The organism is Pseudarthrobacter sp. CCNWLW207 (assembly GCF_037203945.1).
GTDB lineage: Bacteria > Actinomycetota > Actinomycetes > Actinomycetales > Micrococcaceae > Arthrobacter.
On record NZ_JBBCBS010000018.1, the window covers coordinates 1 to 26,851 of the forward strand.

At 66.6% G+C, this 26,851-nt stretch carries 26 protein-coding genes; 6 read left to right on the plus strand and 20 right to left on the minus strand.

The window, feature by feature from the left end; all coding sequences use genetic code 11:
- The first annotated feature begins 243 nt into the window (after positions 1-243).
- Positions 244-1,086 (plus strand): amino acid-binding protein, encoded by an 843-nt coding sequence (locus V9L17_RS20175; protein ID WP_337352655.1) that lies wholly within the window; start codon positions 244-246, stop codon positions 1,084-1,086.
- A 57-nt stretch (positions 1,087-1,143) separates the two neighbouring features.
- Here V9L17_RS20175 and V9L17_RS20180 read toward each other — a convergent pair whose 3' ends face one another.
- From V9L17_RS20180 to V9L17_RS20260, 17 genes are all read right to left on the minus strand, one after another.
- Positions 1,144-2,061: a diacylglycerol/lipid kinase family protein gene (locus tag V9L17_RS20180; protein ID WP_337352656.1), complete on the minus strand. Its 918-nt coding sequence runs from the start codon at positions 2,059-2,061 to the stop codon at positions 1,144-1,146.
- Between the two features lie 47 nt (positions 2,062-2,108).
- Entirely contained in the window at positions 2,109-2,351 is a 243-nt protein-coding gene (locus tag V9L17_RS20185; RefSeq protein WP_337352657.1) for a hypothetical protein, read from the minus strand.
- A gap of 92 nt (positions 2,352-2,443) precedes the next feature.
- Positions 2,444-3,817, minus strand: a complete 1,374-nt coding sequence (locus V9L17_RS20190) for an NAD(P)(+) transhydrogenase (Re/Si-specific) subunit beta (protein ID WP_337352658.1) — start codon at positions 3,815-3,817, stop codon at positions 2,444-2,446.
- Complete coding sequence (locus V9L17_RS20195; protein ID WP_337352659.1) at positions 3,814-4,149, minus strand: NAD(P) transhydrogenase subunit alpha; 336 nt, start codon at positions 4,147-4,149, stop codon at positions 3,814-3,816. Before V9L17_RS20195 ends, V9L17_RS20190 begins: the two co-directional genes overlap by 4 nt.
- Positions 4,149-5,357 (minus strand): Re/Si-specific NAD(P)(+) transhydrogenase subunit alpha, encoded by a 1,209-nt coding sequence (locus V9L17_RS20200; RefSeq protein ID WP_337352660.1) that lies wholly within the window; start codon positions 5,355-5,357, stop codon positions 4,149-4,151. Before V9L17_RS20200 ends, V9L17_RS20195 begins: the two co-directional genes overlap by 1 nt.
- A gap of 270 nt (positions 5,358-5,627) precedes the next feature.
- Positions 5,628-6,437: an IclR family transcriptional regulator domain-containing protein gene (locus V9L17_RS20205; RefSeq protein WP_337348654.1), complete on the minus strand. Its 810-nt coding sequence runs from the start codon at positions 6,435-6,437 to the stop codon at positions 5,628-5,630.
- Between the two features lie 90 nt (positions 6,438-6,527).
- Positions 6,528-7,220, minus strand: a complete 693-nt coding sequence (locus V9L17_RS20210; protein ID WP_337352661.1) for a 3-oxoacid CoA-transferase subunit B — start codon at positions 7,218-7,220, stop codon at positions 6,528-6,530.
- 2 nt (positions 7,221-7,222) lie between these two features.
- Positions 7,223-7,912 (minus strand): 3-oxoacid CoA-transferase subunit A, encoded by a 690-nt coding sequence (locus V9L17_RS20215; protein ID WP_337352662.1) that lies wholly within the window; start codon positions 7,910-7,912, stop codon positions 7,223-7,225.
- Positions 7,913-7,928: 16 nt separating this feature from the next.
- The gene (locus tag V9L17_RS20220; RefSeq protein ID WP_337352663.1) at positions 7,929-9,128 is read right to left on the minus strand and encodes a thiolase family protein; all 1,200 of its coding nucleotides are present in this window, start codon (positions 9,126-9,128) and stop codon (positions 7,929-7,931) included.
- Between the two features lie 98 nt (positions 9,129-9,226).
- Entirely contained in the window at positions 9,227-9,673 is a 447-nt protein-coding gene (pcaC, locus tag V9L17_RS20225; RefSeq protein WP_337348650.1) for a 4-carboxymuconolactone decarboxylase, read from the minus strand.
- The gene (locus tag V9L17_RS20230; protein WP_337352664.1) at positions 9,670-10,488 is read right to left on the minus strand and encodes an alpha/beta fold hydrolase; all 819 of its coding nucleotides are present in this window, start codon (positions 10,486-10,488) and stop codon (positions 9,670-9,672) included. The genes pcaC and V9L17_RS20230 overlap by 4 nt, the downstream gene beginning before the upstream one ends.
- Positions 10,481-11,977 (minus strand): lyase family protein, encoded by a 1,497-nt coding sequence (locus tag V9L17_RS20235; RefSeq protein WP_337352665.1) that lies wholly within the window; start codon positions 11,975-11,977, stop codon positions 10,481-10,483. Before V9L17_RS20235 ends, V9L17_RS20230 begins: the two co-directional genes overlap by 8 nt.
- On the minus strand, positions 11,974-12,540 hold the full coding sequence (gene pcaG / locus V9L17_RS20240; RefSeq protein ID WP_337352666.1) for a protocatechuate 3,4-dioxygenase subunit alpha: 567 nt from the start codon (positions 12,538-12,540) through the stop codon (positions 11,974-11,976). Before pcaG ends, V9L17_RS20235 begins: the two co-directional genes overlap by 4 nt.
- A 3-nt stretch (positions 12,541-12,543) precedes the next feature.
- On the minus strand, positions 12,544-13,419 hold the full coding sequence (gene pcaH / locus V9L17_RS20245; RefSeq protein ID WP_337352667.1) for a protocatechuate 3,4-dioxygenase subunit beta: 876 nt from the start codon (positions 13,417-13,419) through the stop codon (positions 12,544-12,546).
- A gap of 55 nt (positions 13,420-13,474) precedes the next feature.
- The gene (locus tag V9L17_RS20250; protein WP_337352668.1) at positions 13,475-15,418 is read right to left on the minus strand and encodes a bifunctional sugar phosphate isomerase/epimerase/4-hydroxyphenylpyruvate dioxygenase family protein; all 1,944 of its coding nucleotides are present in this window, start codon (positions 15,416-15,418) and stop codon (positions 13,475-13,477) included.
- On the minus strand, positions 15,418-16,299 hold the full coding sequence (locus tag V9L17_RS20255) for a shikimate dehydrogenase (protein ID WP_337348644.1): 882 nt from the start codon (positions 16,297-16,299) through the stop codon (positions 15,418-15,420). The genes V9L17_RS20250 and V9L17_RS20255 overlap by 1 nt, the downstream gene beginning before the upstream one ends.
- A 130-nt stretch (positions 16,300-16,429) precedes the next feature.
- Positions 16,430-17,257: an IclR family transcriptional regulator gene (locus tag V9L17_RS20260; RefSeq protein WP_376047416.1), complete on the minus strand. Its 828-nt coding sequence runs from the start codon at positions 17,255-17,257 to the stop codon at positions 16,430-16,432.
- 232 nt (positions 17,258-17,489) lie between these two features.
- Between V9L17_RS20260 and V9L17_RS20265 the strand changes: the two genes are divergently transcribed.
- Entirely contained in the window at positions 17,490-18,809 is a 1,320-nt protein-coding gene (locus V9L17_RS20265) for an MFS transporter (RefSeq protein ID WP_337352669.1), read from the plus strand.
- 115 nt (positions 18,810-18,924) lie between these two features.
- Here the strand turns inward: V9L17_RS20265 and V9L17_RS20270 are convergent, their stop codons facing one another.
- A complete protein-coding gene (locus V9L17_RS20270) occupies positions 18,925-20,013 on the minus strand; it encodes an ATP-dependent DNA ligase (RefSeq protein WP_337352670.1) in 1,089 nt (362 codons plus the stop codon).
- A gap of 104 nt (positions 20,014-20,117) precedes the next feature.
- Between V9L17_RS20270 and V9L17_RS20275 the strand changes: the two genes are divergently transcribed.
- Both V9L17_RS20275 and V9L17_RS20280 read left to right on the plus strand, forming a co-directional pair.
- Positions 20,118-21,110, plus strand: coding sequence for a TIGR03885 family FMN-dependent LLM class oxidoreductase (locus tag V9L17_RS20275; protein ID WP_337352671.1), 993 nt, complete (start codon positions 20,118-20,120; stop codon positions 21,108-21,110).
- Positions 21,107-22,801, plus strand: a complete 1,695-nt coding sequence (locus tag V9L17_RS20280; protein WP_337352672.1) for an alpha-amylase family protein — start codon at positions 21,107-21,109, stop codon at positions 22,799-22,801. Before V9L17_RS20275 ends, V9L17_RS20280 begins: the two co-directional genes overlap by 4 nt.
- A gap of 38 nt (positions 22,802-22,839) precedes the next feature.
- Here V9L17_RS20280 and V9L17_RS20285 read toward each other — a convergent pair whose 3' ends face one another.
- The gene (locus V9L17_RS20285) at positions 22,840-24,573 is read right to left on the minus strand and encodes a glycoside hydrolase family 13 protein (RefSeq protein ID WP_337352673.1); all 1,734 of its coding nucleotides are present in this window, start codon (positions 24,571-24,573) and stop codon (positions 22,840-22,842) included.
- A 100-nt stretch (positions 24,574-24,673) separates the two neighbouring features.
- On the opposite strand from V9L17_RS20285, the gene V9L17_RS20290 reads away from it, so the two are divergent.
- Positions 24,674-25,900: a pyridoxal phosphate-dependent aminotransferase gene (locus tag V9L17_RS20290; protein WP_337352674.1), complete on the plus strand. Its 1,227-nt coding sequence runs from the start codon at positions 24,674-24,676 to the stop codon at positions 25,898-25,900.
- 9 nt (positions 25,901-25,909) lie between these two features.
- Here the strand turns inward: V9L17_RS20290 and V9L17_RS20295 are convergent, their stop codons facing one another.
- Positions 25,910-26,398 (minus strand): hypothetical protein, encoded by a 489-nt coding sequence (locus V9L17_RS20295; protein ID WP_337352675.1) that lies wholly within the window; start codon positions 26,396-26,398, stop codon positions 25,910-25,912.
- Positions 26,399-26,569: 171 nt separating this feature from the next.
- Between V9L17_RS20295 and V9L17_RS20300 the strand changes: the two genes are divergently transcribed.
- Entirely contained in the window at positions 26,570-26,806 is a 237-nt protein-coding gene (locus tag V9L17_RS20300; protein ID WP_337352676.1) for a hypothetical protein, read from the plus strand.
- Positions 26,807-26,851 lie beyond the last annotated feature (45 nt).

Genomic DNA, 26,851 nt, shown 5'->3' on the forward strand with positions numbered 1-26,851 from the left:
CCCCCCCCCCCCCCCCCCCCCCCCCCCCCCCCCCCCCCCCCCCCCCCCCCACCCCCCCCCCCCCCCCCCCCCCCCCCGCCTGACTCAGCCACGCAGCCGGCGGGTGCGCACCCAGCCACGTGCTGCCGTCGGGCAGTCAATGGAAGCTGCCGGGACTGCCCGTAAATCCTATGTTGCGGAGCGTTCCCACGATCGGAACGGGGGGGCAACACCCCCGAAACAGCACCACGTGATCCTTGGAACATGAAGCCCACCGCAAGCAGCCCTGCCGCGGCTGATTTGAGCTGCGAAGTCTGCGGCCTGATGCCCGAACCCACCAAGACCCGACTCACGGTGGCGAATGTCGCCGTCATGCTTCCTATTGAGCTTCTGGTCCACGCCCTGGTGGTGGGGACCCATCTCCCTTACCTGGCCAAGGTGCTGGTGCTCACCCTCACGGCCACCATCCTGGTGATCTGGGTGGCCGAGCCGTCCGCTGCCCGCGTCCTGCGCGGCTGGCTGCATGCACCAGCCCTGCGCCACCGCCGTCAGCTGGGAAAGGCACCGTCGCTGTGGCGGGCCCGCACGGTACTCCAGGACCAGCCGGGTTCGCTCCAGAAAATCACCAAGGCCCTGACCCGCCTGGAGACCAACATCCTGAGCATCCACGTCCACCCTGTGGCCGGCGGAGTCCTGGACGAATTTGTGCTCTCCGCCCCCGGAAACCTCAGTGAACGGGACCTGCTGGATGCACTGCACGACGGCGGCGGCACCCGCTCCCATGTGTGGCCCACCACGGCACTGGCCATGGCAGACGGCCAGACCAAGGCGCTGAGCCTGGCGGCCAGGATCGCAGACGCCCCGGACGAACTGCCGCTGGCCGTGGCCGAACTGCTGCGCGCACGCATCCTCACGCCGTCGGAGGCTGTTCTGGAAAAGCACGACGCCGGAACGCGGCTGAAGATCCCTACCGCCTGGCACGGACCCCTCACGTTCGTCCGTCCCGGCGAACCGTTCACGCCCGCTGAGTCGGCCCGCGCGCACCGCCTCGCGGAGCTCGCCGAGATCCTGGCGCACCGGCCCGCCGCTGCCAGCCCCCTCATCTAGGTAGCAGCAGATGTCGTTATGGAGCCTCAAAACGACATCTGCTGCTACCTAGTTGGGTTACATCCGGAGGGTGAGGGCGGAGGGCTCCAGGGTCATGAGTACATGCTTGCCGTCACCCTCGTGGTCGCCGTCGAGTTGGTAGTCGTCGTTATGTTCCAGGGTGATCTCCACGGTTTTACCTTGGAAGTACTCCACTGAGGTGTCCCGGCCCTTCCCCTTGCCGATCATGCCCGCGATCACGGAGAACCAGCCGAGCTTCCCCCGCGGTGCCAGGACCACCACATCGAGGAGGCCGTCGTCTACCTTGGCGTCGGGGAAGATCTCCAGGCCGCCCTGGACCTTGCCGCAGTTGCCCACCATGACGCTGCGGACCCGGCGGTGCACCACATCCTTGCCGTCGACAACGATGGTGGCCTTGACCGGCTTGCCCGGCAGGTTCCGGATGCCGGCATCCACGTAGGCCAGCCAGCCCACTTTGTCCTTGAGGTCCTCGTTGGTGTCGGCCATGATCGTGGCGTCGTAGCCCACGCCGGCCATCACCAGGAACAGCTGCTCCTTGTCGGGGTTGTTCCGGCGGGCGCGGACGACGTCGATCCTCCGCTCGGTTCCCGCCAGGGCCCCGGCCATGGCGCCGTCAAAGTCGGTGACGTCCATGCCCAGGTTGCGGGCCAGGAGGTTGCCCGTGCCGAACGGAAGCAGGCCCATGGGCACGTCACCGCCGGCAAGGACTTCGGCCACACATCGCACGGTGCCGTCGCCACCTGCGGCAATAACCATGGCGGCGCCCTGCTCAAGCGCTTCCTTTGCCTGGCCGACGCCTGGGTCCTCCTTGGTGGTCTCCAGCCAAATGGGTTCGCCCCAGCCGTTCTCAGAACAGTGCTTTGCCGCGAGGGCATGCACGTCAACGTCAACCGGCTTTGCAGGATTGACGATGATGGCCGCGCGCTTAAGGGCTGGTGAGCTGTTGCCTGTCATGGTGTCCTTCGGTGACGTTGGATGGGCGTTAATAGAAAGCGTACTTCCTAAGTCTGGATTTCCTGAGCCCTGGCTTCGTGGATCCGGGCGTTGATCCGTGCCGACCGCACGATGGTGAAGACGCCGAGAGCATCAACCACGGCGATGACGGCGATCATCCAGTACAGGCCCTGCCCCGCCACCAGGACCATGCCGATCACACCGGTGACGACTGTCATGATGACGGGCAGCAGCCAAACGGGGCGGGCCGATCGGGGTGCTTTTTCGGGCGTGGTCTGCGGGTAGCTCATAGGTGAGTCTCCTCGTGGAAGCGTCGGGTGGAATCGCCAGCGTGTGACGTCCCAGGCTGGTAAGTGTCAGGGTCGATCCTATGGCCAGCAGGCTACAGCGCCTTCACAGCACCCAGGACCTTGGCCAGCGAATCCTTGGCGTCGCCGAACAGCAGGGAAGTCTGCGGTTCATAGAGCAGCTCGTTCTCGATTCCCGCGAAACCGGGCCGCATCGAGCGCTTCAGGAAGATCACCTGGCGGGCGTCGGAGACCTCCAGGATGGGCATGCCGTAGATCGGCGAGCCGGAGGACGTCTTCGCCGCCGGGTTCACCACATCGTTGGCGCCCACCACCAGCGCCACGTCCGCGGTCCGGAACTCAGAGTTGATCTCGCCCATCTCCTTGAGCGACTCATATGGCACATTGGCCTCGGCCAGGAGCACGTTCATGTGCCCCGGCATCCGCCCGGCCACCGGATGGATGGCAAAATCCACCTCGATGCCCCGGGCCTCCAGGGCCAGGGCCAGCTCGGCGGCGGTATGTTGTCCCTGCGCCACGGCCAGGCCGTAGCCAGGCACAATGATGACCCGCTGCGCGTAGCCCAGCAGCACTGCAACGTCCTCGGCGCTGGAGGACCTCACGGGACGTTCGCTCACGGCGGTGGATCCCGCCGTCGAGCCTCCCCGGAAGGCGCCGAACAGGATGCCGGCCACGCTGCGGCCCATGGCCGCGGCCATGGCGCGGGTGAGGATGGTACCGGAGGCACCCACCAGGGTTCCCGCCACCACCAGCAGCACGTTGCCCAGCACCACTCCGGACGCGGCCACGGCCAGGCCGGTGAACGCGTTCAACAGGGAAATGACGATGGGCACGTCCGCACCGCCCACCGGCAGCACCAGCAGCACGCCGGCGGCCAGTCCCAGGACCATCAGCAGCACGGCGAGCGGCAGGGAACCGGTCAGGACGACGGCGACGGCGGTACCCACCGCGGCGAGCAGCACCAACGCCATCACCACAGGCAGTCCGGGGAAGACGACGGGGCGGGTGGTCATCAGTTCTTGGAGCTTCGCGAAGGTGACCCCGGACCCGGCAAAGGAAACTGCGCCCACCAGGAGCGTGAAGACAATGGCCAGCCGCACCCACGGATCCGGCGTATGGCCGAGTTCCAGGAGCGCCACCAGCGCGGCAGCACCGCCACCCACCCCGTTGAAGAGCGCCACCAGCTGGGGCATCTGGGTCATTTTCACCCGCCTGGCCACCGGGGCGGCCACGGCGGTTCCCACGGCGATGGCACCGATAATCCACGGAATGTTGTCCAGGCGTGAGGACAGGAAAACCGTGACAACAGCGACCAACGCACCGAAGGCACCCACCAGGTTTCCGCGGCGTGCGGTGCGCGGGGAGCTGAGGCCACGAAGGGCGAGGATGAAGAATACGGCCGCTGCCAGGTAAAGCAGGGCAGTCCAGACCGGATCGAGGAGGGTCATTGTCCTTCCCCCTTGCCTACGGCTTTCCTGCCGGTGCCATCCCTGCCTAGGGCTTCCTGGCGGCCCCGGAACATGTGCAGCATCCGGTCAGTAACCACAAAACCGCCCACCAGGTTGGCGGTGGCCAGCACGACGGCGAGCAGTGCCACGGCCAGGATCCCCGGATCGGCAGCCTGCCCGGCCACGATGATGGCACCCACCAGGATGATGCCGTGGATGGCGTTCGCCCCGGACATCAGCGGCGTATGCAGGGTGCTGGAGACCTTGGAGACCACTTCAAAACCCACAAAGACAGCCAGGACGGTGACGGTGAGCAGGCTCATCCCGTCCATCAGATTCCTCCCTCGCTGTGGACTGTGTCGTTTTGGACCGTGGGCGAATGGTCCGGAGGGGCGGGGATGAGCGCCGCCAGAGCTTCGGCCGTGGGCAAATGCCGCACCGCGCCGTCGTGCGTGAGGCAGGCGCCGGCCACCACCTCGTCGTCGAAATCAGGGCTGGCCATCCCGTCCCGAGTCATCAGGGCCAGCAGGTTGGCCACGTTCTTGGCGTAGAGGCGGGACGCATCCGAGGCCATCGCGGACGGCGCGTCCTTCAGTCCCACCAAGGTGACGTGGCCCTGCCCGTCCGCTGTGGGCACCGGAATATCTTCGCCGGGAACCGAGCCTTCCACGTTGCCGCCGGATTCCGCGGCGAGGTCGACGACGACGGAACCGGGCCGCATGGCCTGCACCATTTGCCGGCTCACCAGGAGCGGTGCCCGCCTGCCGGGTACAGCCGCCGTCGTAATCAGGACATCCGCCTGGGCGACATGCGGCGCGAGCAGTTCACGCTGGAGGGCGCCGCGATCGGCGCTGAGTTCACGGGCGTAGCCGCCGGAGGCTTCGGCCGTTTCGAGGTCGAGCCTGATGAAGGTGCCGCCCATCGATGCGACTTCATCCGCGGAGGCGGGCCGGATGTCGTTGGCGGAGACGCGGGCACCGAGCCGCTTGGCGGTGCCGATGGCCTGCAGCCCGGCCACACCGGCGCCAAGCACCAGCACCCGGGCGGGCGGCACGGTGCCGGCAGCGGTCATGTACAGCGGGAAGAAGCGCGGCAGCCGGATAGCGGCCTCCAACACGCAGCGGTAGCCGGCCACCAAGGCCTGGGAGCTGAGCGCGTCCATGGACTGGGCCCGGGAAATGCGGGGCACCAGTTCCAAGGCGAAGGCCGTGACGCCGGCGTCCGCGAGCGCCTGGACGGTGGCCAGTTCGGACGACGGCGACGCCATCCCCACGGTAACGGCCCCGGGCTTCAAGGACCGGGCCGTTGCCGGTTCCAGCGGACGTACGTGGACCAGGATGTCCAGGTCGGCGGGATTCAGGGCTGGGACTGTCATGGCGCCGGCATGCATGTATTCGTGGTCGCCGTATCCGGCTGGGTCCCCTGCCCCCGACTCGATCAGCACGTCCAGCCCCAGGCCAGCCAATTGCTTGACCGTCTCCGGGGTGGCGGCCACTCGCCGTTCACCCTCATGGCGTTCCCGCGGTATGCCCAGTTTCACCCGCCACTCCCCTCACAGCCGTGTGCGGCAGTGCCTCAGGGTCCGTGTCCGTCCGTTTGACCGGCGGGAACTTCGCGAGCGGCACTGCTGCACGTAGTTGGCTAGAGTCTATGGCCAGCACCGCTCCGGCGGCAGTAGCGCAGCAGGCTTATGTGGAAACAGTTACCCACAGGGGCCCAGAAAAGGCCCGCGGTCCAGCTCCAGGCAGGCAGAAGGGACAAGAGGGCGACGGCGGAACATTCCGCCGTCGGCCTCTTCTGTTTGTCTCGACTACCGCCGGGCGGTCAGATCGGCCGAAATGAGCTTCGCCGTCGCCACTATTTCCTGCGCCACCGAGGCGAGATACGCATCCGGGTCCGGCTGGGCCGCGACGGACTGGGCCTGCAGGGACACGTTGACGGCTGCCACCACCTTGGGTCCGTCATAAACAGGAGCGGCGACGGACATGAGTCCAAGTTCCAGCTCCTGGTCCAGCAGGCACCAACCCTGGGTGCGGACCTTTTCCAGGACGGCCAACAGTTCCGGGACAGTGCCCAGCGCGCGGGGCGTCAGCGGTTTGATCTCAGCGGCGGCCAAGTAGGCCTTCAGCTCGGCCGGCGGCAGCGCGGCGAGGAGCACCCTGCCCATCGATGTGGCGTACGCCGGGAAGCGGGTGCCCACCGTGATGCCAACGTTCATGATCCGGCGGGTGGTCACCCTGGCGATGTACGCGATGTCCGTGCCGTCCAGTACAGCCGCGGAGGTGGACTCGCCCAGTTTCAGCGACAGTTCTTCCAAATGCGGCTGGGCAAGCTGCGGCAGCGACAGTCCGGACAGATACGCGTACCCGAGCTGGAGCACCTTGGCCGTCAGCGCGAACGTCTTGCCGTCGGTGCGGACATAGCCCAGTTCCACCAGCGTGTGCAGGAAACGCCGCGCCGTGGCCCGGGTGAGGTCCGTGCGGGCCGCCACTTCAGTGAGGGTCATCAGCGGGTGATCGGTATCGAACGCACGGATGACGGCCAGCCCGCGCGCCAGCGACTGCACGTACTGGTCGCCCGCCTGCGGAGCGGCCTGCGTGTCTGCTGGTGCGTTGGTCATGGTTACCAATCCTATTCGGCGGGAACTGGCAGACGCCCCTCAACTCATGGGTTTGAGAGGATTGCTGCCAAGTTCGCGCCAGGGCCAGTGTTAAGGCGCGACGGCGGGGGTTGCTGTGAGCGGGACCGGCACCAGTTCCTGAAGCTCCTCCAGCGTGCAGCCGAAGGTTTCGCGGACCTGGACGCCCTCAGGCCCGGTAAGGAACACCGCCTTGTCCGTGTACACGCGGGTCACGCAGCCGACACCGGTGAGGGGGTAGGTGCAGGCTTCCACGATCTTGGAGGCACCCTCGCGGGTCAGCAGCGTCATCATCACAAACACGTCCTTGGCGCCCGTGGCGAGGTCCATCGCGCCGCCCACGGCCGGGATCGCGCCCGGGGCGCCGGTGTGCCAGTTGGCGAGGTCGCCGGTGGCGGAAACCTGGAAGGCGCCCAGGACGCAGATGTCCAGATGCCCGCCGCGCATGATCGCGAAGGAGTCGGCGTGGTGGAAGTAGGACGCCCCCGGGAGTTCGGTGACGGGGATTTTGCCTGCGTTAATGAGGTCCTCGTCGATCTCCTCGCCCTGGGCTTCGGGGCCCATGCCCAGCATGCCGTTCTCGGTGTGGAGCGTGATGTCCTGGTCCGCTGTGAGGTAGTTGGACACCAGGGTGGGCTGGCCGATACCCAGGTTCACGAACGAGCCGGGCTTGATGTCCTTGGCCACGAGCCGGGCGAGGTCGTCGCGGCGCAGTGGCGTTGCGGATGTCTGGATGCTGGTCTGGCTGTTGGTCTGTGCGCTCATTTTCAGGCCACCTGTTCTGGTGTTCCGGCGTCTGCGGCCACGCGGACAACGGTGTTGACGTAGATTCCCGGGGTAACCACGGCCTCCGGGTCCAGTGCCCCGGTGGGGACGATCTCGGAAACCTGGACGATGCTCTGCTTGGCAGCGGCGGCCATGATCGGGCCGAAGTTCCGTGCGGTCTTACGGTAGATGAGGTTGCCCTTGCCGTCGGCTTTGAGGGCCTTGATCAGTGCGACGTCGGCGTGGATGGGCGTTTCGAAAACCTGGCCGCGGCCGTCGATGATCCGGGTTTCCTTGCCCTCGGCCAGCATGGTGCCGTAACCGGTGGGGGTGAAGAACCCGCCGATTCCCGCGCCGGCGGCCCGGATCCGCTCGGCCAGGTTGCCCTGCGGGACGAGTTCCAGCTCGATCTGCCCGGCCTTGTACTTGGCGTCGAAGTGCCAGGAATCGGACTGCCGCGGGAAGGAGCAGATCATCTTCTTCACCCGGCCTTCCTTGATCAGCAGCGCCAGGCCCTGGTCGCCCTGGCCGGCGTTGTTGTTCACCACAGTCAGGTCGGTGGCGCCGCAGTCCATCAGCGCGTCGATCAGTTCGAACGGCTGCCCGGCATTGCCGAACCCGCCGATCATCACGGTGGAACCGTCCCGGATGCCGGCGACGGCATCGGCCACGGTGTCTACGAAATTCAGCATCGCTTAGCCCTTTCCTTTACGCCGAAGCACCGGCAGTGACGTTTTCAAGCACCACGGCCAGGCCCTGGCCCACGCCGATGCAGATCGCCGCGACGCCCCAGCGCTGACCGGAGGCCTGCAGGGACCGGGCGAGGGTGCCCAGGATCCTGGTGCCGGACGCGCCGAGCGGGTGGCCCATCGCGATGGCACCGCCGTGCCGGTTCACAATCGAGGGGTCGATGCTCCAGGCGTTGATGCAGGCCAGGGACTGCGCGGCGAACGCTTCGTTAAGTTCGACGGCGCCCACCTGGTCCCAGCCGATGCCCGCCTTTGCGAGGGCCTTGTTCGCAGCTTCCACGGGGGCGTAGCCGAAGTACTGGGGGTCGTTGCCGTGAGCGCCGCGGCCGGCGATCCTGGCCAGCGGTTCGAGCCCAAGCAGCCCGGCGGCAGCTTCGGAGCCGATCCAAGCCGCGGAGGCGCCGTCGGACAGCGGGGACGCGTTTCCAGCGGTGACCGTGCCGTTCTCGGCCCGGAACACGGTCTTCAGCCCGGCGAGCTTCTCGGCGGAAGAGCCGGCGCGGATGCCTTCATCCCGGACCAGGTCCGTTCCCGGAACCGGGGCGACGAGGTTGTCGTAGAAGCCTTCGTCCCATGCCGCCGCGGACAGGTTGTGCGAGTTCGCGGCGAATTCGTCCTGCTGCTCGCGGGTCACACCGTACTTCTCGCGCAGCCGCTCGGTGGCCTCGCCCAGGGAGATGGTCCATTCCTGAGGCATGGCCTTGTTCACCAGGCGCCAGCCCAGCGTGGTGGAGGCCAGCGTCATGTCGCCGGCGGGGTAGGGCTTTTCCGTCTTGGGCAGTACCCAGGGGGCCCGGGACATCGACTCGGCGCCGCCCACCAGCATCAGATCCGCGTCGCCGGCGTTGATCTGGCGCGAGGCGATGATCGCGGCATCCAGGGAGGAGCCGCAGAGCCGGTTCACCGTGGTACCCGGGATGGACACCGGCAGTCCGGCCAAAAGCGTACCCATCCGGGCGATGTTGCGGTTTTCCTCGCCGGCGCCGTTGGCGTTGCCGAACACAACCTCGTCGATCCGCTCCGGATCGAGCCCCGGCGCGCGCTTTACCGACTCGGTGATCACGTGCGCTGCCAAGTCATCCGGGCGGACGGCCGCGAGGCCGGAGCCGAACTTGCCGAACGGGGTGCGCACGGCGTCGTACACAAAAGCCTGATTCATGGTGCTCCTCTAAATCTGTGTCGGGCCCAACTAGGTAGCAGCTGATGTCGTTATGAGGGCTCAAAACGACATCTGCTGCTACCTAGTTGGGTGGGGTGCTAGTTGGGTGGGCCCGCAGCGTTGTCCATGTCACGGAACACCTGCTGGGCGGTCTTGAAGGCTGTGTTGGCGGAGGGAACACCGCAGTAGATGGCGGTCTGGAGCAGGATTTCCTTGATTTCGTCCCTGCTCAGGCCGTTGGTGATGGCTGCGCGGATATGCATGGCCAGCTCTTCCCAATGCCCGTGGGCCACCATGGCGGTGATGGTCACGGCAGAGCGCATCTGCCGGCTGAGGCCCGGGCGGGTCCAGATGCCACCCCACGCGATCCGCGTGATCATGTCCTGGAAGTCGTCGGTGAATTCGTCCTTGGTGGCGTTGGCCCGGTCCACATGGGCGGCGCCCAGCACCTCGCGGCGGACCACCATGCCGCCGTCGTAGATCTCCTGGCTGGTGGCGTCCGGCTGGACGACGCCGTTCCGTTCACTGCCCGGAAGCCCGCTCACTTGGCTGCCTCCCGGGATTCGCTCCAGGAGATGAGGTTCCGGAGCAGATCGGCCACGTGCCCGGGTGCCTCAAACGGCGCCAGGTGCGCCACCCCGCCCAGCGTCACGGCGCTGGCAGTGCCTCCGCCGGCGGTAATTCCCGCCGCCACTTCTTCGGCGAACGACGGCGGCGCAACAGTATCCTCGGCACCCGCCAGTGCCTGCGTGGGGACACTGATGCTGCCGAGGTCCCCGCGGACGTCAAAGGATGCCAGGGCCTCGCAGCAGAAGGCGTAGCTGAAGCGGTCGGCGTCGCGGAGGGCGTGCAGGAGGCGGCTGCTCCGCGCGGGTTCGCGGTCCATAAAGCCCCGCGCGAACCACCGCTCCGCGGAGCCCTGGATCATCACGGGCGTGCCCTGGCTGCGTACGGTTTCGGCGCGTTCCAGCCAGCCCTCCGGGGTGCCCAGCTTGGCGCCGCTGCACTGGACGGAGAGGCTTTTGAGTCGTTCGCCATGCTTGATACCCAGTTGCAGTCCAGTGGCGCCACCGAGCGAAACACCCGCGTAGTGGAAGGCAGCCCCGGGTGCGATGGAGTCCACGAGGTCCACCACTGCGTCCGCGAGGTCGGCCACGTCAAAGGTTTCGATGGCTGCCGGGGAGACGCCGTGGCCGGGCAGGTCCCAGGCCACGACGTCGTAGTCGGTGCCGAGCAGTGTTGCCGCCTCGGTCCACAGGAGGGTGGATGTGCCCAGGGACGGGCCCGCGACCAGCAGGGGCCTGTCCCCCAGCTGGCGCTGGGGCGAAAGCAGCACTGCCTTCAGGGTGGGTTTAGCCATGGTTGGCTCCGTTCGCGTCGTTGGCGGAATGGTTCTCTGCAGGAACTGGGGACTGCGCAAAGTCTGGAAAAGCAGCGAGGATACGCCGGGTGATCTCGGTGGCCTGGCCCAGGTAGCTGGCCGGATCCAGGAGCTGTTCCAGCCGGAGATCGGTGAGCTGGCCGGCCGGCACAGCCTCGCGGAGCAGGCGCCGGTAGGTAGCGGCCTGTTCCGCGGCCGGTGCCGCGAGGGTTCGGTCCACTACAGCTTGGAGTTGCTGCTTTCCGGTGGCTCCGTCCTTGTCCTCCAGAAGAGGCGCGACGGCGGCCCCCACCCCTTCGGCCAGCAGCAGCGGCCCGGAAAGGTCCAGGTTTCGGCGCATGGCGTCCGGGAAGACCTGCAGGCCTTCCGTCAGTTCCTTGACGTGCCCCGCGGCGGCCAGGGCGAGCCGGAGCAGCCCGCGCAGGGCAGGCCATTCCGTGTGCCAGGCCCCATCGGGACGTTCGTCGTTGAAGTTGGCGGCAGCAAGGTGGAGCTGGGCCGCGAGCTGCGGCGCCTGGAGGGCGGCGCTGCGGACCAGGACGGAGAGCACGGGGTTCTGCTTCTGCGGCATGGCCGAGGACACACCCCGGCCCGCGGCCCGCGGTTCGGCGAGCTCGGCAACTTCCGGCCGGCTGAGGAAAAGGACATCGGCGGCGATCTTGCCGTAGGCTCCCAGCACCGAGGCGAGCGCATGCCCGAGGGACGTGATGGCCAGGCGGTTGGTGTGCCACGGTGCGGACGCTGCGGCCAGGCCCAGCTGGGCGGCCAGCGAATCGGCCAGGCCAAAGGGCGTGGACGCCGTCCCGGAGGTCAGCACAGTCCCGGCGGCCAGTGTTCCTGCTGCACCGCCGAACTGTATCGGCAGCTCCAGGTCCTCCAGCTGCCTGCCTGCGGCGGCGACGCCGTGGAACCACTGCGCAGCGCGGAGCCCAAAAGTGAACGGCAACGAGTGCTGGGTCAGGCTCCTGCCCACGCACAGCGTTTCCGCGTGCTGTTCCGCAAGGGCGGCGAGTGCCGCCGTCGTGGTTTTCAGGTCTGCCAGCAGCGCCTCGACCGTGTTGCGGGCTAACAGCATCAGGGCGGTGTCCAGCACGTCCTGGCTGGTCAGTGACGTGTGCACCGCCTTCACTGCGCCTACGTTGGACGTGTCCCTCGCCTGGACCTGCTTCCGCAGGTCGGCGAGGAGCGGGATTACGGGATTGCCGCCACCCAGGGCACGGAGCGCGATGTCTGCGGCGTCGTAGCGGCCGGGTTCAGCGGCGGAGGCCACGACGGCGGCGGAACCGGCAGGCGCCAGGCCCGCCTTCTCCAGCACGGCGGCCCAGCCGGATTCGACGGCGAGGATCGCGGCCAGCACCGCGCGGTCCCCGGTCAGCGCCAGTACCAGTGGCGACGCCGAGACGGGACTCAGCAGGCCGACGTCGCCGTCGGCCGCGCTTCCGAACCTGCCCAGGGCGGGGTCGCTCACTGGAAGTCCAGGAAGACTGTTTCGTTCGGACCCTGCAGGTGGATGTCCCAGGTCAGCCCGCCGTCCGCATCGCGGCGTGCGATCAGGGTCTTGCGGCGTTCCGGATCCAGGGTGCTGAGCAGCGGGTCCTTGGCCAGGGCTTCCCCGTTCTCCGGCAGGTAAATGCGGGTGAACAGGCGGTTCGTCAGGCCGCGGGCAAAGAGGGCCACAGAAATGAACGGCGCAGCCCCGGGGGAAGTGGGGCCGGGGTTGACCGTGGTGAATGTGAACACGCCGGAGTAGCCTACGGAGCCGCGGCCCCAGCCGGTAAAGGTGTAGCCGTCCCGGACCAGCGAACCGGTCTTTTGGACAACATTGCCGTCGGCGTCGGGCTGCCAGATTTCCAGGATGGCGTCCGGGACAGTCTCCCCGGCGCCGTCGTACACGGTGCCCTGGAGGCGGATGGAGCCCGGCGACCCCGGGGCCAGGAGTTCATTGTCCTTCTCGAACGGCAGGGCGTAGCCGTAGAACGGGCCCACCGTCTGGCCGGGGGTGGGAACAAGCTGGGTGGTCTGGTTGCTCATTGCCTAGTCCTCATCACCTTCTGCGCCGAGCGCCTCGTTTTCGGTCCAGGTCCGCTTGGGCCCGGTCAGGATGATGTCCCAGTTGTAGCCCAGGGCCCACTCCGGCTCCGTGAGGTTGTGGTCATACTTGGCCACGAGGCGGTCGCGGGCGTCCTGGTCCACGATGGTCTGGTAAATGGGGTCCAGCGGGAAAAGCTGGTCGCCGGGGAAGTACATCTGCGTGATGATGCGCTGGGTGAACTCGGTGCCGAACATCGAGAAGTGGATGTGGGCCGGGCGCCAGGCGTTGAGGTGGTTCTTCCACGGGTAGGCGCCGGGTTTGATGGTGGTGAACCGGTAGGAGCCGTCCGGGCCGGTGATGCAGCGGCCGATGCCCGTGAAGTTGGGGTCCAGCGGGGCTGGGTGCTGGTCGCGCTTGTGGATGTACCGGCCGGCGGCGTTGGCCTGCCAGATTTCCACGAGCTGTCCGGCCACCGGGCGGCCGTCGCCGTCCAGGACCTTGCCGGCGACGATGATGCGCTCACCCTGTGGTTCGCCGTTGTGCTGGATGGTCAGGTCCGACTCCAGGGCGTGCACGTCCTGGTGTCCGAACGCCGGCGAGTACAGCTCGATGGTCTCCGGGTCTGCGTGGTGCAGGCTCTTGGTGGGGTGCCGGAGGATACTGCTGCGGTAGGGCGGGTAGTCCAGGCGGGGCTGGGTCTCGACGGCGGCGCCGTCCTTGAGTGCCCGAGCATAAGCGTCTCCCAGGGCGTTGATCTCTGCACTGAGGTCGGCTTGGGTCTCGACCGCACGGTCCAGGGGCAGGTGCCCGGCATGTGGTTCGGCGGCCGGTACGAGCTCGTCGGTGTCAAGCTGTTGGGCATTGGTGTGCTGCGGCACGGCTGGCTCCTTTCGTGGTTGCTTGCTGGTTGAGTTGTAGGGTTCCGGGGCAGTGTCAGCGCCGCTGCTGGTGGTCGTACTGCACAGCGTGCCGGACGGGGGCGTTGGGCGCGCCGTAGCCGTCATAGCTGCCGCGGCGTTCCACCATTTCGAAAAACACGCTTCCCACGGTGGCGGTGTAGAAGTGCAGGAACTCACCGTCGGCGTCGCGGTCGTAGAGGAGGTTCAGTTCCTGGAGGGTTGCCAGGAACTCCGGCGCCAGGCCGAACCGCGCGCCCAGGTCCTCGTAGTAGTTCGCCGGGATCTCCAGGAACTCCAGACCGCGGGCTTTGCAATCCCGCGCAGTGGCCACGAGGTCGTCCACGGCGAACGCGATGTGTTCCTGGTAGGTCCTGCGCGTACCGCTTCTCCCGCTGTCGGAGTCCAGAGCGTCCGAACCGTCCGAGGCACCGTCCTGCTGCATGAGTGGGGCAAGGTTCAGCACCAGGCGCACGGCGCGGCTTTCGGTGAGCATCACCTGGGATCGGACCAGGCCGGTGGGGCTGGGCACCTCGGCGAACGGCTGCGGTGCCAGGGCCAGGGCGCTGGTGTAAAAGAGGACTGCTTCGTCGAAGTGCTGCCAAGGCTGGGCCAGGTTCACGTGGTCGATCACAGCGGTAGCGGCCGCTGCGGGCACTTCCAGCCCCTCGCCGAATTCGCTGGTCCAGGCCGCCGTCCCGTCCGGGCTGCCCTGGCACAGGAAGATCTCGGTGGAATCCGGAGCGGCGAAGCCCTGGAACACTTCCTCGTTGGCTTGGCTCTTGCGCGGCACTGCCGGGGCCTTGAGCTGCTGGGCCCGGGCGGAAGCAATCACGGGCGAATCGACGTCGAAGCCAAGGGCCGCGATAGCCGGCGAATCATCCCCGGACCCGGGGCCGGCTTCGTTGATGATCACCCGGGCGTGGCCCATGGTCCAGAGCTGGACATCCTTGGTGCGGTGGCGGCCGTTGAACTCGAAGCCCAGCTGGCCCAGGAGGGTTTCGAGCCCGGCGGTATCGGCAGCTTTGACCTCGGCAAAGTTGTACCCAGCCGGTTCTGCCACCTGGGGGAGGGTGGCCAGTTCCATGGGATAACGACGGCGGACCGGGGCTTGGGTGCCGGCCTCACCGGTGGCGGTGCTGGAAAGAACGGGAGCGTTGGCGTCCAGCCACTTGGCGCTCTGCTCCTCCAGCCAGATCAGCGACCGCATGGCGTCCACGGCAGTGCGCTCCACGTCCGACTGGCGGAAGACATCGTTGAAAATTTCCAGTGACACCGGGCCGGCATAGCCCGCGCGGACCACGTGTCCCATGAACTTGGCGAGCTCAAACTGGCCCTCACCCGGGAACACCCGGTAGTGCCGGCTCCAGGACAGCACGTCCATGGAAAGCTTGGGGGCGTCTGCCACCTGGACGAAGAAGATCTTGTCCGGATTGAAGGCCTCAATGGGCGCGGTGTCCCAGTCGCGGGACAGGATATGGAAGGAGTCCAGGCAGGTACCCAGGTTCGGGTGATCCACGGCCTCCACGAGCCGGTGGGCGTGTTCGTAGTCGCTGACATACTTGCCCCACGCCAATGCTTCGTAGGCAACTTTGACGCCGTGCTGGCCCGCGAGGTCGGCCAGCAGGCCCAGCTGCTCGGTCCGAAGGTCGTCGCTGTCTATGCTGGCGGTGGCAACGTTGGAACAGACCAGGACGGTGTCCATGCCCAGGCGCTCCATGAGCCTGAACTTGGCGTCAGCACGGCGGAGGTTGGCTGCCAGGAGGTCCTCGGACACGCTGTCGAAATCGCGGAACGGCTGGTAGAGGTCCAAGGTCAGGCCCAGGTCCGCTGCCATCTTGCGCACGTCCTCAGGCGTCAGCGGCGACGTGACCAGGTCCTGTTCGAAGATTTCGATGCCGTCGAAGCCTGCGATGGCACAGGCCTGCATCTTCTCCATCAGCGTCCCGGAGAGGCAGACGGTGGCGATTCCGGTGCGCATCAGGCGGCCACCTCTTCCGCTGCCACGAGCTCCAGGAAGTGCGACCGCATCCTATCGGCGTCCGCTGCCAGTCCGGTGAAGATCCGGAAGGCATCCGCCGCCTGGCCCACGGCCATGCGGCCGCCGTCCAGGACGTCGCAGCCCCTGGCCCGGGCGCCGCGGACCAGTTCGGTGTCGATGGGGCGGTAAACGATGTCCGCCACCCAGTGCCGGGCTTCGAGCAGGTCAAGGTCAAGCGGGACACCCGGGTGTGCTGCCATTCCTACGGGGGTGCAATGCACCAGGCCGTCGGCGAGGGGCAAAAGCTGCGGCAGCTCCGCCGTCGTCCGTGCTGTGACGGCGCTGTCAGGGAAGAAGCCAGCCAGTTCCTCGGCTTTCGCAGTGCCGCGTGCGGTGTCCACGTCCACCAGGTCCAGGGCCTTCACGCCGGCGGCGAGCAGGGCATAGGCGACGGCGGAACCCGCACCGCCGGCACCGAGCTGGACCACCCGGTCCAGCTTCGCGCCCGGGAGGCCGGAGGCGAGCGCGGCGCCGAAGCCGGAGAAGTCGGTGTTATGGCCTATGAACCGGCCGTCCTCGATCACCACAGTGTTGACGGCACCGAGCCGGAGGGCGTCCGGCGAAACCTCATCGAGGTGCTGCAGCACCAGCTGCTTGCAGGGGTGGGTAATGTTCAGGCCGTTGAATCCGAGGCTGCGGGCGCTCTGCAGCAGGTGGCCCACGGACTCGCCGGGAAGGCCGAGTTCCAGCAGGTCAATAGGGCGGTACAGATAGCGCAGTCCCTGCACGTCGCCTTCGCGTTCGTGCATGTGGGGGGTGAGTGACGGCGTCACGCCATCGCCGACCAGTCCCACCAGGTAGGACTCAGTTCGATTACTCATCCGTGCAGCTCCTTTGATAACAGCACCGGGCGGGCGCGCAGGCCAAGGCAGGCGCGGCAAGTCCGATGTTAGGGATTACAGTACAACATTTGTTCATATAACGCACGCATGTTCGAGATGCGAACATTGACTAACGCTGCGGGAGCCGGGCGGAGAGCTCGGCCGCCGCCTCCTGCAGCAGGGGGACGTGGGCTATGAGAGCTTCCAGGCTCAGGCGGAAGACCGGAACGGCCGTGGCCAGGGACGCGAAGGCGTGGCCCTGGGAGTTGAGAAGAGGAACCGCCACGGCACGCATGCCGGTCTCATTTTCCTCATCCATCACCGCGAACCCCTGGCGCCGGACTTTGTCTATTTCGGCGCGAAAGACGTCACGGTCCGTGATGGAACGCTCGGTGAGAGGCTCGAGGTCCAGCTCCTCCAGCAGGCGTTCACGCTCCGAGTCCTCCGCAAATGCCACCAGCGCCTTGCCCACGGCCGTGGTGTGAAGGGAGCCGAGGTGGCCGGGATCGCTGGTCACCCGGAACATCTGCGGACCATCAACCTTGTTCACCGTCAGGTGGTGGTGGCCGTCGCGGACACTGAGGATGGTGGCCTCACCCGTCTGCTCGGTCACCCGCCGGAGCACGGGCATGGCCGTACCGGCGAAACCGTGATGGTTGGACACCCGCTGGCCCAACTGGAAGATGCGCAGCCCCAGATGGTAGCGGCGCCCATCCGCTTCGTAGTCCACAAAGCCGTCCCGCGTGAGCGAACCCAGCAGGCGGTACGTGGTGCTGAAGGGAAGATCCGCACGCCGGGAGATCTCCGCAGCACTGGCGCCGCGGGGTTCATCCCCCAGGAGGACCAGGAGGCCAAGCGCCTTGCCCACCATGTCCGTCCGGTCACCCTTGGCCGCTTTTGACTCGGCTTTTGATTCGGCGGCCATGTCATCGCCCACTGTGGTTTGGTTCACACTCATAACTTGATATTGCCACATGGTGGCAACTATTTCTAGATGGTGATTATTTTCTTGACAGGTGACCACCCTCACAGTCATCATTGCTATATCGCACAAGTAGCTCCCACCATGTGGCTACTGTCCGGGTTCCCCCGCAACTCCAGCCGTGCCGCACCGAAGCCTCCATCCCAGGCCGCGCCCTCGGCCAGCCCCTGATCCATCCGCGACAATGTCGTCACATCAAAGGAACTCCATGAGCCAGATACTTCCGTCCGCCGAGCCAGGCATCGCTGCCCCGGCCGGGACGCCGAAGAAGGCAGCCCTCGCAAGCTTCCTGGGCAGCGCCGTCGAATACTACGACTTCTTCATCTTCGGTTCCGCCGCCGCCCTGATCTTCCCCACGGTCTTCTTCCCGAATGCTGACGCGAACGCGGCCATCATGTCCTTCGCCACCTTCGGCTTCGCCTACGTGGCCCGCCCGGTGGGCGCCGTCATCCTCGGCCACTTCGGTGACCGGGTAGGCAGGCGGAAGGTCCTGATGTTCACCCTCCTGCTGATGGGTGCCTCCACCTTCCTGATCGGCTGCCTGCCGGACTTCAACACCGTTGGCTGGTGGGCTCCGGCCCTGCTGGTCCTTGCCCGGCTGTGCCAGGGCCTCTCCGCCGCGGGCGAGCAGGCCGGCGCCTCCTCCATGACGCTGGAGCACGCCCCGGACAACCAGCGCTCCTTCTTCACCTCCTGGACCCTCACGGGCACCCAGGGCGGCCAGATCCTCGCCGCCCTCGTCTTCATCCCCGTCCTGGCCCTCCCGGATGAGATCAAGTACGGCATCGGCTGGCGCATCCCGTTCTGGCTCAGCGCCGTCGTGGTTGTCGTTGCGTTCTTTATCCGCCGCACGCTGCACGAACCGCCCGCTTTCGAGGAAGCCCAGAAGACCGCCCAGATCTCCAAGCTCCCCGTCGCCGACCTCCTCAAAGCACACTGGCGCGACGTCCTCCGGGTCATCTGCTGCGCTTTCATTGCCGCCGTCTCCACCGTGTTCGGCACGCTGGCCATCAGCTACGCAAAGACCGTCGCCGGCGTGGACGGCACCACCACGTTGTGGCTCGTGGTGGGCGCCAACCTTGTGGCCCTGGGCACGCAGCCCCTTTTCGGCAAGCTCGCCGACAGGATCGGCCGCAAGCCCGTCTTCATCTACGGCGCACTCTCCAGCGCTATCCTTACCCCGGTCTTCCTGCTCAGCCTGGAATCCGGCAGCGTCCCGCTGATGTTCCTCGCAGCCATCGGGTTCTTCTCCTGCGGCTACGCTGCCTCCAACGCGGTCTGGCCGTCCTTCTACGCCGAAATGTTCAGCACAAAGGTCCGCTTCTCGGGCCTGGCGATCGGCACGCAGCTGGGCTTCCTGATGGCTGGCTTTGCCCCGGCGATCGTGGCAGCCATGGGCGGCATCAAGCCCGGCGGCTGGGTGCAGATCAGCATCTTTACAGCCATCATCTGCTCCATCGCTGCGGTCTCGGCGCTGACGGCCAAGGAAACCTTCCGGGTTCCCACCAAGCAGCTCGGCCTTAAGTAACGCACCAGCCCACTTTTGAGACCGGAAAGCCCGCCATTCCCCCAAATGGCGGGCTTTCCCTGGTGATAAATGGGCTACTCCGGAAGCAAAAGTGCGACGGCGGGTGGCCGGGTTGTCAGGGCCGCCCGGTTTGGAGCACCTCGGCAAGATCGAAGTTAACCGGCTCTTCGAGCTGTTCGAAGGTGCAGGACTCGGGATCCCGATCCGGCCGCCAGCGGTTGAACTGTGCGGTGTGCCGGAACCTCTCACCTTCCATATGGTCGTACCTGACCTCCACCACCAACTCGGGGCGCAGGGGCACGAAGGACAGGTCCTTGCCCGCACTCCACCGGCTGCCTTCGGCGTTCCGCGGCGTCCGTTCGCCTTCCTCCTGCTTGGCCCAGGCCCAGGGATGCCCCTCAAAGTCGGTGACCAGTGGCTGGAGCTCAGCGAACAGTTCCTGGCGGCGCTTCATGGGGAAGGCGCCGATCACACCCACGCTGGCCAGGGCGCCGTCGTCCTTGTACAGCCCGAGCAGGAGCGAGCCGATCGCATCCGGTCCGCTCTTGTGCAGCCGGTAGCCGGCCACTACGCAGTCCGCCGTGCGTTCGTGCTTGACCTTGAACATCACGCGCTTGTCCGGCTGGTAGCTGCCGTCCAGGTGCTTGGCCACGACGCCGTCCAGCCCCGCGCCCTCGAACTGCTGGAACCATTGCTCGGCGACTGCCCTGTCCTGGGTGGCGGCGGTGACGTGGATAGGCGCGCTGCTGCCGGCGAGCGCCTTCTCCAGGGCGGCCCGACGCTCGGAGAAGGGCCGGCCGGTGTAGTCCTCGTCTCCGAGTGCCAGCAGGTCAAAGGCGACAAACTTCGCCGGCGTCTGCTCCGAAAGGAGTTTCACCCGGCTTGCCGCCGGATGGATACGCTGCTGCAGGGCGTCGAAGTCCAGCCGGTCCCCCGACCGGCCCACCAGGACGATCTCACCATCGAGCACGCAACGCGGAGGCAGGTTGGCCTTCAGCGCTTCCACCACCTCGGGAAAGTACCGTGTCATGGGTTTCTCGTTCCGGCTGCCGATCTCTACCTCGTCGCCGTCCCTGAAAATGATGGACCGGAAGCCGTCCCACTTGGGCTCATAGCTCAGGGCACGCCCCTGCGGGACACCACCAAATCCACTGACGGCTTTCGCGAGCATCGGCGGGACAGGCGGCATCACAGGAAGTTTCATAGGCCCCATTCTTGCCCGGCGGCCGCGCCAGCGGTAGGCCCGGCCCAGGAACAGCCCAGCTGAAAGCCTCGACACCATGCGCCGCGGGCCTGTAGACCTTAACGATGGTCACCGTCGGCTTTCACGCCTCGCATGAACAGATCAGTCCCCGCCAGCTCCTTGAGGACGTCCAGCACGCGGAGCAGGCGGGTTTCGACGCCGCCATGTGCTCGGACCACATTGAGCCATGGTCTGCCCGGCAGGGCCACTCTGGCTTCGCCTGGTCCTGGCTGGGTGCCGCTCTGGCCACCACAAGCCTGCGCTTTGGTGTCGTCACCGCCCCGGGCCAGCGGTATCACCCCGCCATCACCGCGCATGCCTCGGCCACCCTGGCGGGCATGTTCCCGGGCCGGTTCTGGCTGGCGCCGGGCAGCGGCGAGAACATGAACGAGCACGTCACGGGCGATGCCTGGCCGCCCAAGGAGACCCGCCAGCGCCGGCTTGAGGAGTGCGTGGACATCATCCGCCGCCTGCACCGCGGCGAGGAGGTCACCCACCACGGGCTGGTGACCGTAGAGCAGGCCCGGATCTGGGACGTGCCGGAACCCCCGCCTCCGCTGATCGCACCTGCCATCAGCGTGGAGACCGCCCGCCGTGCCGCAGCCTGGGCGGACGGTCTGGTGACGGTCAACCAGCCGGCGGACAAGCTGAAACACATGCTGGCCGCGTACCGGGACAACGGCGGCCAGGGCAAAGCGGTCCTGCAGGTGCACCTGTCGTGGGCGCCGCGCGAGGAGGACGCCGTGGCCACAGCGCTGGACCAGTGGAGGACCAACACCTTCGCCCCTCCCGTGCCGTGGGACCTCCCCACTGCGGCCCATTTCGACGGCGTCAGCGGCCACGTCGGTGAGGACCTGGTCCGGAAGTCGGTGAATATCTCCGCCAGCCTGGACCGGCACGCGGAGTGGCTGGCGGGGTACGTTGACCTGGGTTTCGACGAGTTGTACTTGCACTTTGTGGGGCAGGAGCAGGCGCCGTTCATTGATACGTTCGGCGCCGACGTGCTGCCGCAGCTGCGCCCGGCGGCCGTTACGGACCCGCTGGAGGCCAGGCTGTGAGGATCGCCGAGACCTCGGACCTCTGGTGGAAAAACGCCGTGATCTACTGCCTGGACGTCGAGACTTTCTTCGACGACGACGGCGACGGCACCGGTGATTTCGCCGGCCTCACGCAGCGGGTGGACTACCTCTCTGCCTTGGGCGTGACGTGCATCTGGCTGATGCCGTTCTACCCGTCACCGGACCGCGACGACGGATACGACGTAACGGATTTCTTCACGGTGGATTCCCGGCTGGGCACCATGGGCGACCTCGTCGAGTTCATCCGCAGCGCCAAGGACCGGGGAATGCGCGTCATCGCTGACTTCGTGGTCAACCACACCTCCAACCAGCACCCTTGGTTCGTTGAGGCCCGGAAGTCCAAGGACAACCCGTATCGGGACTACTTCGTGTGGCGGAGCGACACTCCGCCGGACACCTCCTCCGAGGTGGTTTTCCCCGGTGAGCAGACCTCCCTCTGGACCAAGGATGAGCCCACCGGCGAGTGGTATCTGCACATGTTCGCCGAACACCAGCCGGACCTGAACGTGACAAACCCCAAGGTCCGCAACGAGATCGCCAAAGCCATGGGTCTCTGGCTTGAACTGGGCCTGGACGGATTCAGGCTGGACGCCGTGCCGTTCTTCCTCGAAACGCGGGGCCAGCCCAAGGACGAGGCCGCCAACCGCGATCCGCACGAATACCTCAGCGCGCTGCGCAGCTTCCTGGGCCGCCGCAACGGCAGCGCCGTGATGCTCGGCGAGGTCAACCTCCCCTACAAGGAGCAGCTTGAATACTTCGGCGGGGCCGAGGGCAACGAGCTGAACATGCAGTTCGACTTCATGACTATGCAGCACCTTTATCTGTCCCTGGCCCGCCAGGATGCCCGGCCGCTGACCGAGAACCTTAAGAGCCGCCCGCCGCTGCACCCCGACAACCAGTGGGCGATGTTCGTGCGCAACCACGATGAACTGACCCTGGACAAGCTCAATGACGCCGAGCGCCAGGAAGTCTTTGCTGCCTTCGGCCCTGAGAAGAACATGCAGATCTACGGGCGCGGGCTCCGCCGCAGGCTGCCACCCATGCTCGGCGGCGACGCCGAAAGGATCAGGATGGTGTACTCGCTGATGTTCTCCCTTCCGGGCACCCCTGTCCTGTTCTACGGCGAGGAAATCGGCATGGGGGAGGACTTGAGGCAGAAGAGCCGCGCCGCGGTTCGCACGCCCATGCAGTGGAACAGCACCAGGAACGGCGGATTCTCAAGCGCCAAGGCGTCCGACCTCGTGGTCCCGCTGGCCCGCGGCGAGTACGGTCCGGCGAACGTCAACGCCTCCGCAGCCAAACGGGACCCGGATTCCCTCTGGAACTTCATGGCTAGGCTCATCCAGCGCTACCGCGAATCCCCGGAGCTCGGCTGGGGCGAGTTCGCAGTGATCGACCAACCTGAGCCTGGCGTCTTCGCCCACACGTGCGCCTCGGACGGGGCCACCATGGTGCTGCTGCACAACTTCGGCACCAGCACGGTCAAGGTCACCGGCAAGGTGGGGCCTGAGGACGGGCCGAAGCGGGCGTTTAGGGGGGGCACCTTGCTGGACGTGCTCGACGGCGACAACGTGCCGCTGGAGCCCGACGGCGGCTTCAGCGTGGAGCTGGGCCGTTACGGCTACCGGTGGTTCCGCGTGCAGCAGCCGGGCGACCGGCTGGCGCCCTGAGCAGACTGGCGCCTCCTCGGCAGCTGACAGGTGTGGGCCTAGAGTTCCCGGCGCAGGACCCTCACTTCCCAGGGCCGCAGCTCCGGACCGCCGTCGGGTGGGTAGTTCCCCAGGACCTTGGCAGCGCCTGCCCAGCTGGGGTCGCCGACGTCGGCCATTTGGTCTGAACCGGAGAAGTTGCCCAGTACCAGCAGTTCGGCGTCCGGCAGCGAGCGCGTGAAGGCATAGACGTGTTCGTCGTCGGGCAGCAGCATGGTGAAATCTCCATAGGCCACCACGGGGTCCGTGTGGCGCAGGCCGATCACCCTGCGGTAGAAGCTGTACACGGAGTCCGGGTCGTCCACCTGCGCGGCAGCGTTAATGGTGTTGGCGTTGGGGTTCACGGCGATCCACGGCGCCCCGGTGGTGAAGCCGCCGTGGCGGGATGCGTCCCATTGCACGGGAGTGCGGGCGTTGTCCCGGTTCAGTGGTGCCAGGGCGGCCAACACCTCGGCATCGGTGTGGCCGAGGTGCGTGGTGGCCTCGCGGTGGTGGTTGAGTACCTCGATGTCCCGATAATCACTGATGGCGCCGAAGGTCATGTTGGTCATGCCCAACTCCTCGCCCTGGTAGACATACGGCGTGCCACGGTGCAGGTGAAGGACGGCAGCCAGCATCTTGGCGGACACGTCACGGTATCGGCCGTCGTCGCCGAAGCGGGACACGGCCCGGGCCTGGTCATGGTTGCCCCAGTAGAGGCTGTTCCACCCGCGCTCCCCCAACGCCTCCTGCCAACGGCCCAGTGACTTCTTCAGGTCGGTGAGCCGGAGCTTCCTGGGCCGCCATTTGTTGCCGCCCTCCTGGTCCAGGGCCACGTGCTCAAACTGGAAGACCATGTCAACCTCCTCCCGGGCGGGGTCGGTAAACAGGACGGCGTCCTCCACGGTGACGCCGGGCATTTCGCCCACGGTCAGCAGGTCCTTATCCCGGCCCGCGAAGACCTCCTGGTGCATCTCCTGGAGGAACTCGTGGATCCGCGGACCGCAGATGTAGTGCGGGCCGCCGTCGCCGTAGAGCATGCCGTCAGCCCGCGGCCCGTCCGGCAGGGAAGGGTTTTTGGAGATGAAGTTGATGACGTCCATCCGGAAACCGTCCACACCGCGGTCCAGCCACCAGTTCATCATGTCGTAGACGGCGGCCCGGACCTCAGGGTTTTCCCAGTTCAGGTCCGGCTGCTTCTTCGAAAAAAGGTGCAGGTAGTACTCGCCGCTGGCGGCGTCGTACTCCCACGCCGGGCCGGAGAACGCCGAACCCCAGTTGTTGGGTTCGGCCCCCGGCGCACCCGGCTCCGCTCCGTTCCGCGGGGCGCGCCACCAGTACCAGTCCCGTTTCGGGTTGTCCCGGGAGGAGCGGGACTCGACAAACCACGGATGCTCGTCGGACGTGTGGTTGACCACCAGGTCCATCACCAGCTTCATGCCGCGGGCGTGGAGGCCGTCCAGCAGTTCGTCCAGGGTGTCGAGGTTCCCGAACACCGGATCGATGTCACGGTAGTCGCTGATGTCGTAGCCGTTGTCGTCCTGCGGCGAGCGGTAAACCGGGGACAGCCAGAGGACGTCGATGCCAAGGTCCTGGAGGTAGTCAAGCCGCCCGATGATGCCGCGGAGGTCGCCCACGCCGTCGCCGTCGGAATCGGCGAAGCTGCGCGGGTAGATCTGGTAGACCACGGCGCTTTTGAACCATTCCCGTCCCGCTCGGCGGGCCGTTTCCGACTGGATTTCCTGGCTGGTCATGGCTTCCTCCTGGGACGCGGCGCGGCGGGATACGGGCTCATTGAAAGTCTGGTTCCCGCAGGTACTGCGGTCAATGGCCCCCATTATGAAAAGATCAACCATGCGCCCTATGCAACACTCCAGCAAACTCCAGAACGTCCGGTATGAACTCCGCGGGCCCATCCTCCAGGCGGCCAAGGTCATGGAGGCCGAGGGGCACCGGATCCTCAAGATGAATCTCGGGGACACCGCACCGTTCGGCATGGAGGCGCCGGAGTCAGTGGTGGTGGACATGATCCACCACCTGCGGGACGCCCAGGGCTACAGCGATTCCAAGGGGATCTTCTCCGCCCGGACGGCTATCTCGCAGTACTACCAGACCCGTGGCCTCATGCAGATCGGCGTGGAGGACATTTTCATCGGGAACGGTGTCAGTGAGCTCATTTCCATGTGCCTGCAGGCGTTTATGGAAAACGGCGATGAGATCCTGGTCCCAGCCCCCGACTACCCCCTGTGGACGGCCGCGGTGACCCTGACCGGAGGCAAGCCGGTGCACTATCTCTGCGATGAGGCTGAGCACTGGTGGCCGGACATGGCCGATGTCGAGGCAAAGATCACCAGCCGCACCAAGGGGATCGTGATCATCAACCCGAACAACCCCACCGGTGCTGTCTACCCGCGGCACATCCTGGAACAGTTTGCTGCGCTGGCCCGGAAGCACAACCTGGTCCTGTTCTCGGACGAGATCTACGAGAAGGTGCTTTACGAGGACGCTACCCACATCCACACAGCCTCCGTGGCCGAAGACGTGTGCGTCCTGACCTTCAGCGGTTTGTCCAAGGCGTACCGCATGCCGGGGTACCGGGCAGGCTGGGTGGCGGTCACTGGACCGCACGCCGCCACTGCCGACTACCGCGAGGGACTTGAGCTCCTTGCCTCGCTGCGCCTGTGCCCCAACGTTCCGGCCCAGCATGCAATCCAGACGTGCCTGGGCGGCTACCAAAGCATCGAGGCGCTGGTGAAGCCGGGCGGCAGGCTGCGCGACCAACGCGATCTGGCCTACAAGCTCCTCACGGCCATCCCCGGCGTCACGTGCGTCCCTGCGGCGGGAGCCATGTACCTGTTTCCCCGTCTGGACCCGGAGCTTTACCCGATCAGGAGTGATGAGCAGTTCGTCCTGGACCTCCTCCAGGACCAAAAGATCCTGGTGTCCCACGGCTCGGCTTTCAATTGGCCCGCTCCGGACCACTTCCGCTTTGTGATCCTCCCCTCCGTCCTGGACATCGAGGAAGCCGTAAGGAGGATCTCCACGTTCCTGGCGACCTACCGCAGCAGTGTGGTGGACTGACCGCGGGAGTCAGGGCTGGTTTGAGCGCTCCTTCGCGGCGGCAATTAGCTTCTCAGCCTCCCGCAGGATGTGGGCCGCCGTCGCCGACCCCACCGGCACCGCAATATTCCGGGAGGGCAGCGGCACGTCACGGTCCGGGCGCTGGCCGGCTCCGGGACGGACCCCTGGGACGCCCTCCAGGGAGGCCAGGCGGTCCAGTTCCTGGTCCTGGATGCCAACGGCCAGCGCACTCATCAGCTCGGCGTCTTCAGCCGTGGCGAGGTCGCTGCCGATCAGTTGCACCAGGACTTTCATCCCCGCCAGCCGCCGCTGGGGATCAGCATCGCTCAGGGCCGAGTCGATGCCCCACTGGGCGCGCTTCCACCATTGGTCGCGCCGGTCCGCTTGCGTCTTCTGCCGGTACGTCAGGTAGGCCACCAGGACCACCCCGAACGTGGCTAGGGGTGCCACCGCCGCGGCGCCCAGCACGGCAGTCCAGATCCCGTCCATGATCTCCATGCCACCACCTTAGGCACGCCGGCACTGGATCGGCTGGTGGACGCGGAAACGGGCCCGGCGCGGGGATCTAACCGGCTCCTAACCGTCAGGAAACGCGGGCGCAACAATGCCCCGCCACACTGGAAGTGCCGGCAAGCGCAGGCGTCCAGCTCCAGTCCAGGAGGCCCCACCATGTTGAAGGAAGTCAAAGCCCATGTCACCCGGGTCCGCGCCCTGGACCAGCTCCACCGCGGCGATGAAATCGAAGCCCGTCTCTCGGTTGGGCCCAGCTACGACGACGTTGTGATCCGCCGTGGAAGCGTCCAGGAAACGGCTCCGGGCATCGGAGTCGTCTGGATCATGGACCGCCAGACAGGAATGCGCAAAGCAATCAATGCGGACGAATGCAGCGTGTGGCGCATCGCCTGACCAGGAACGTTCGTGCCGCACAAACAGCACCACGACGGCGGGCGC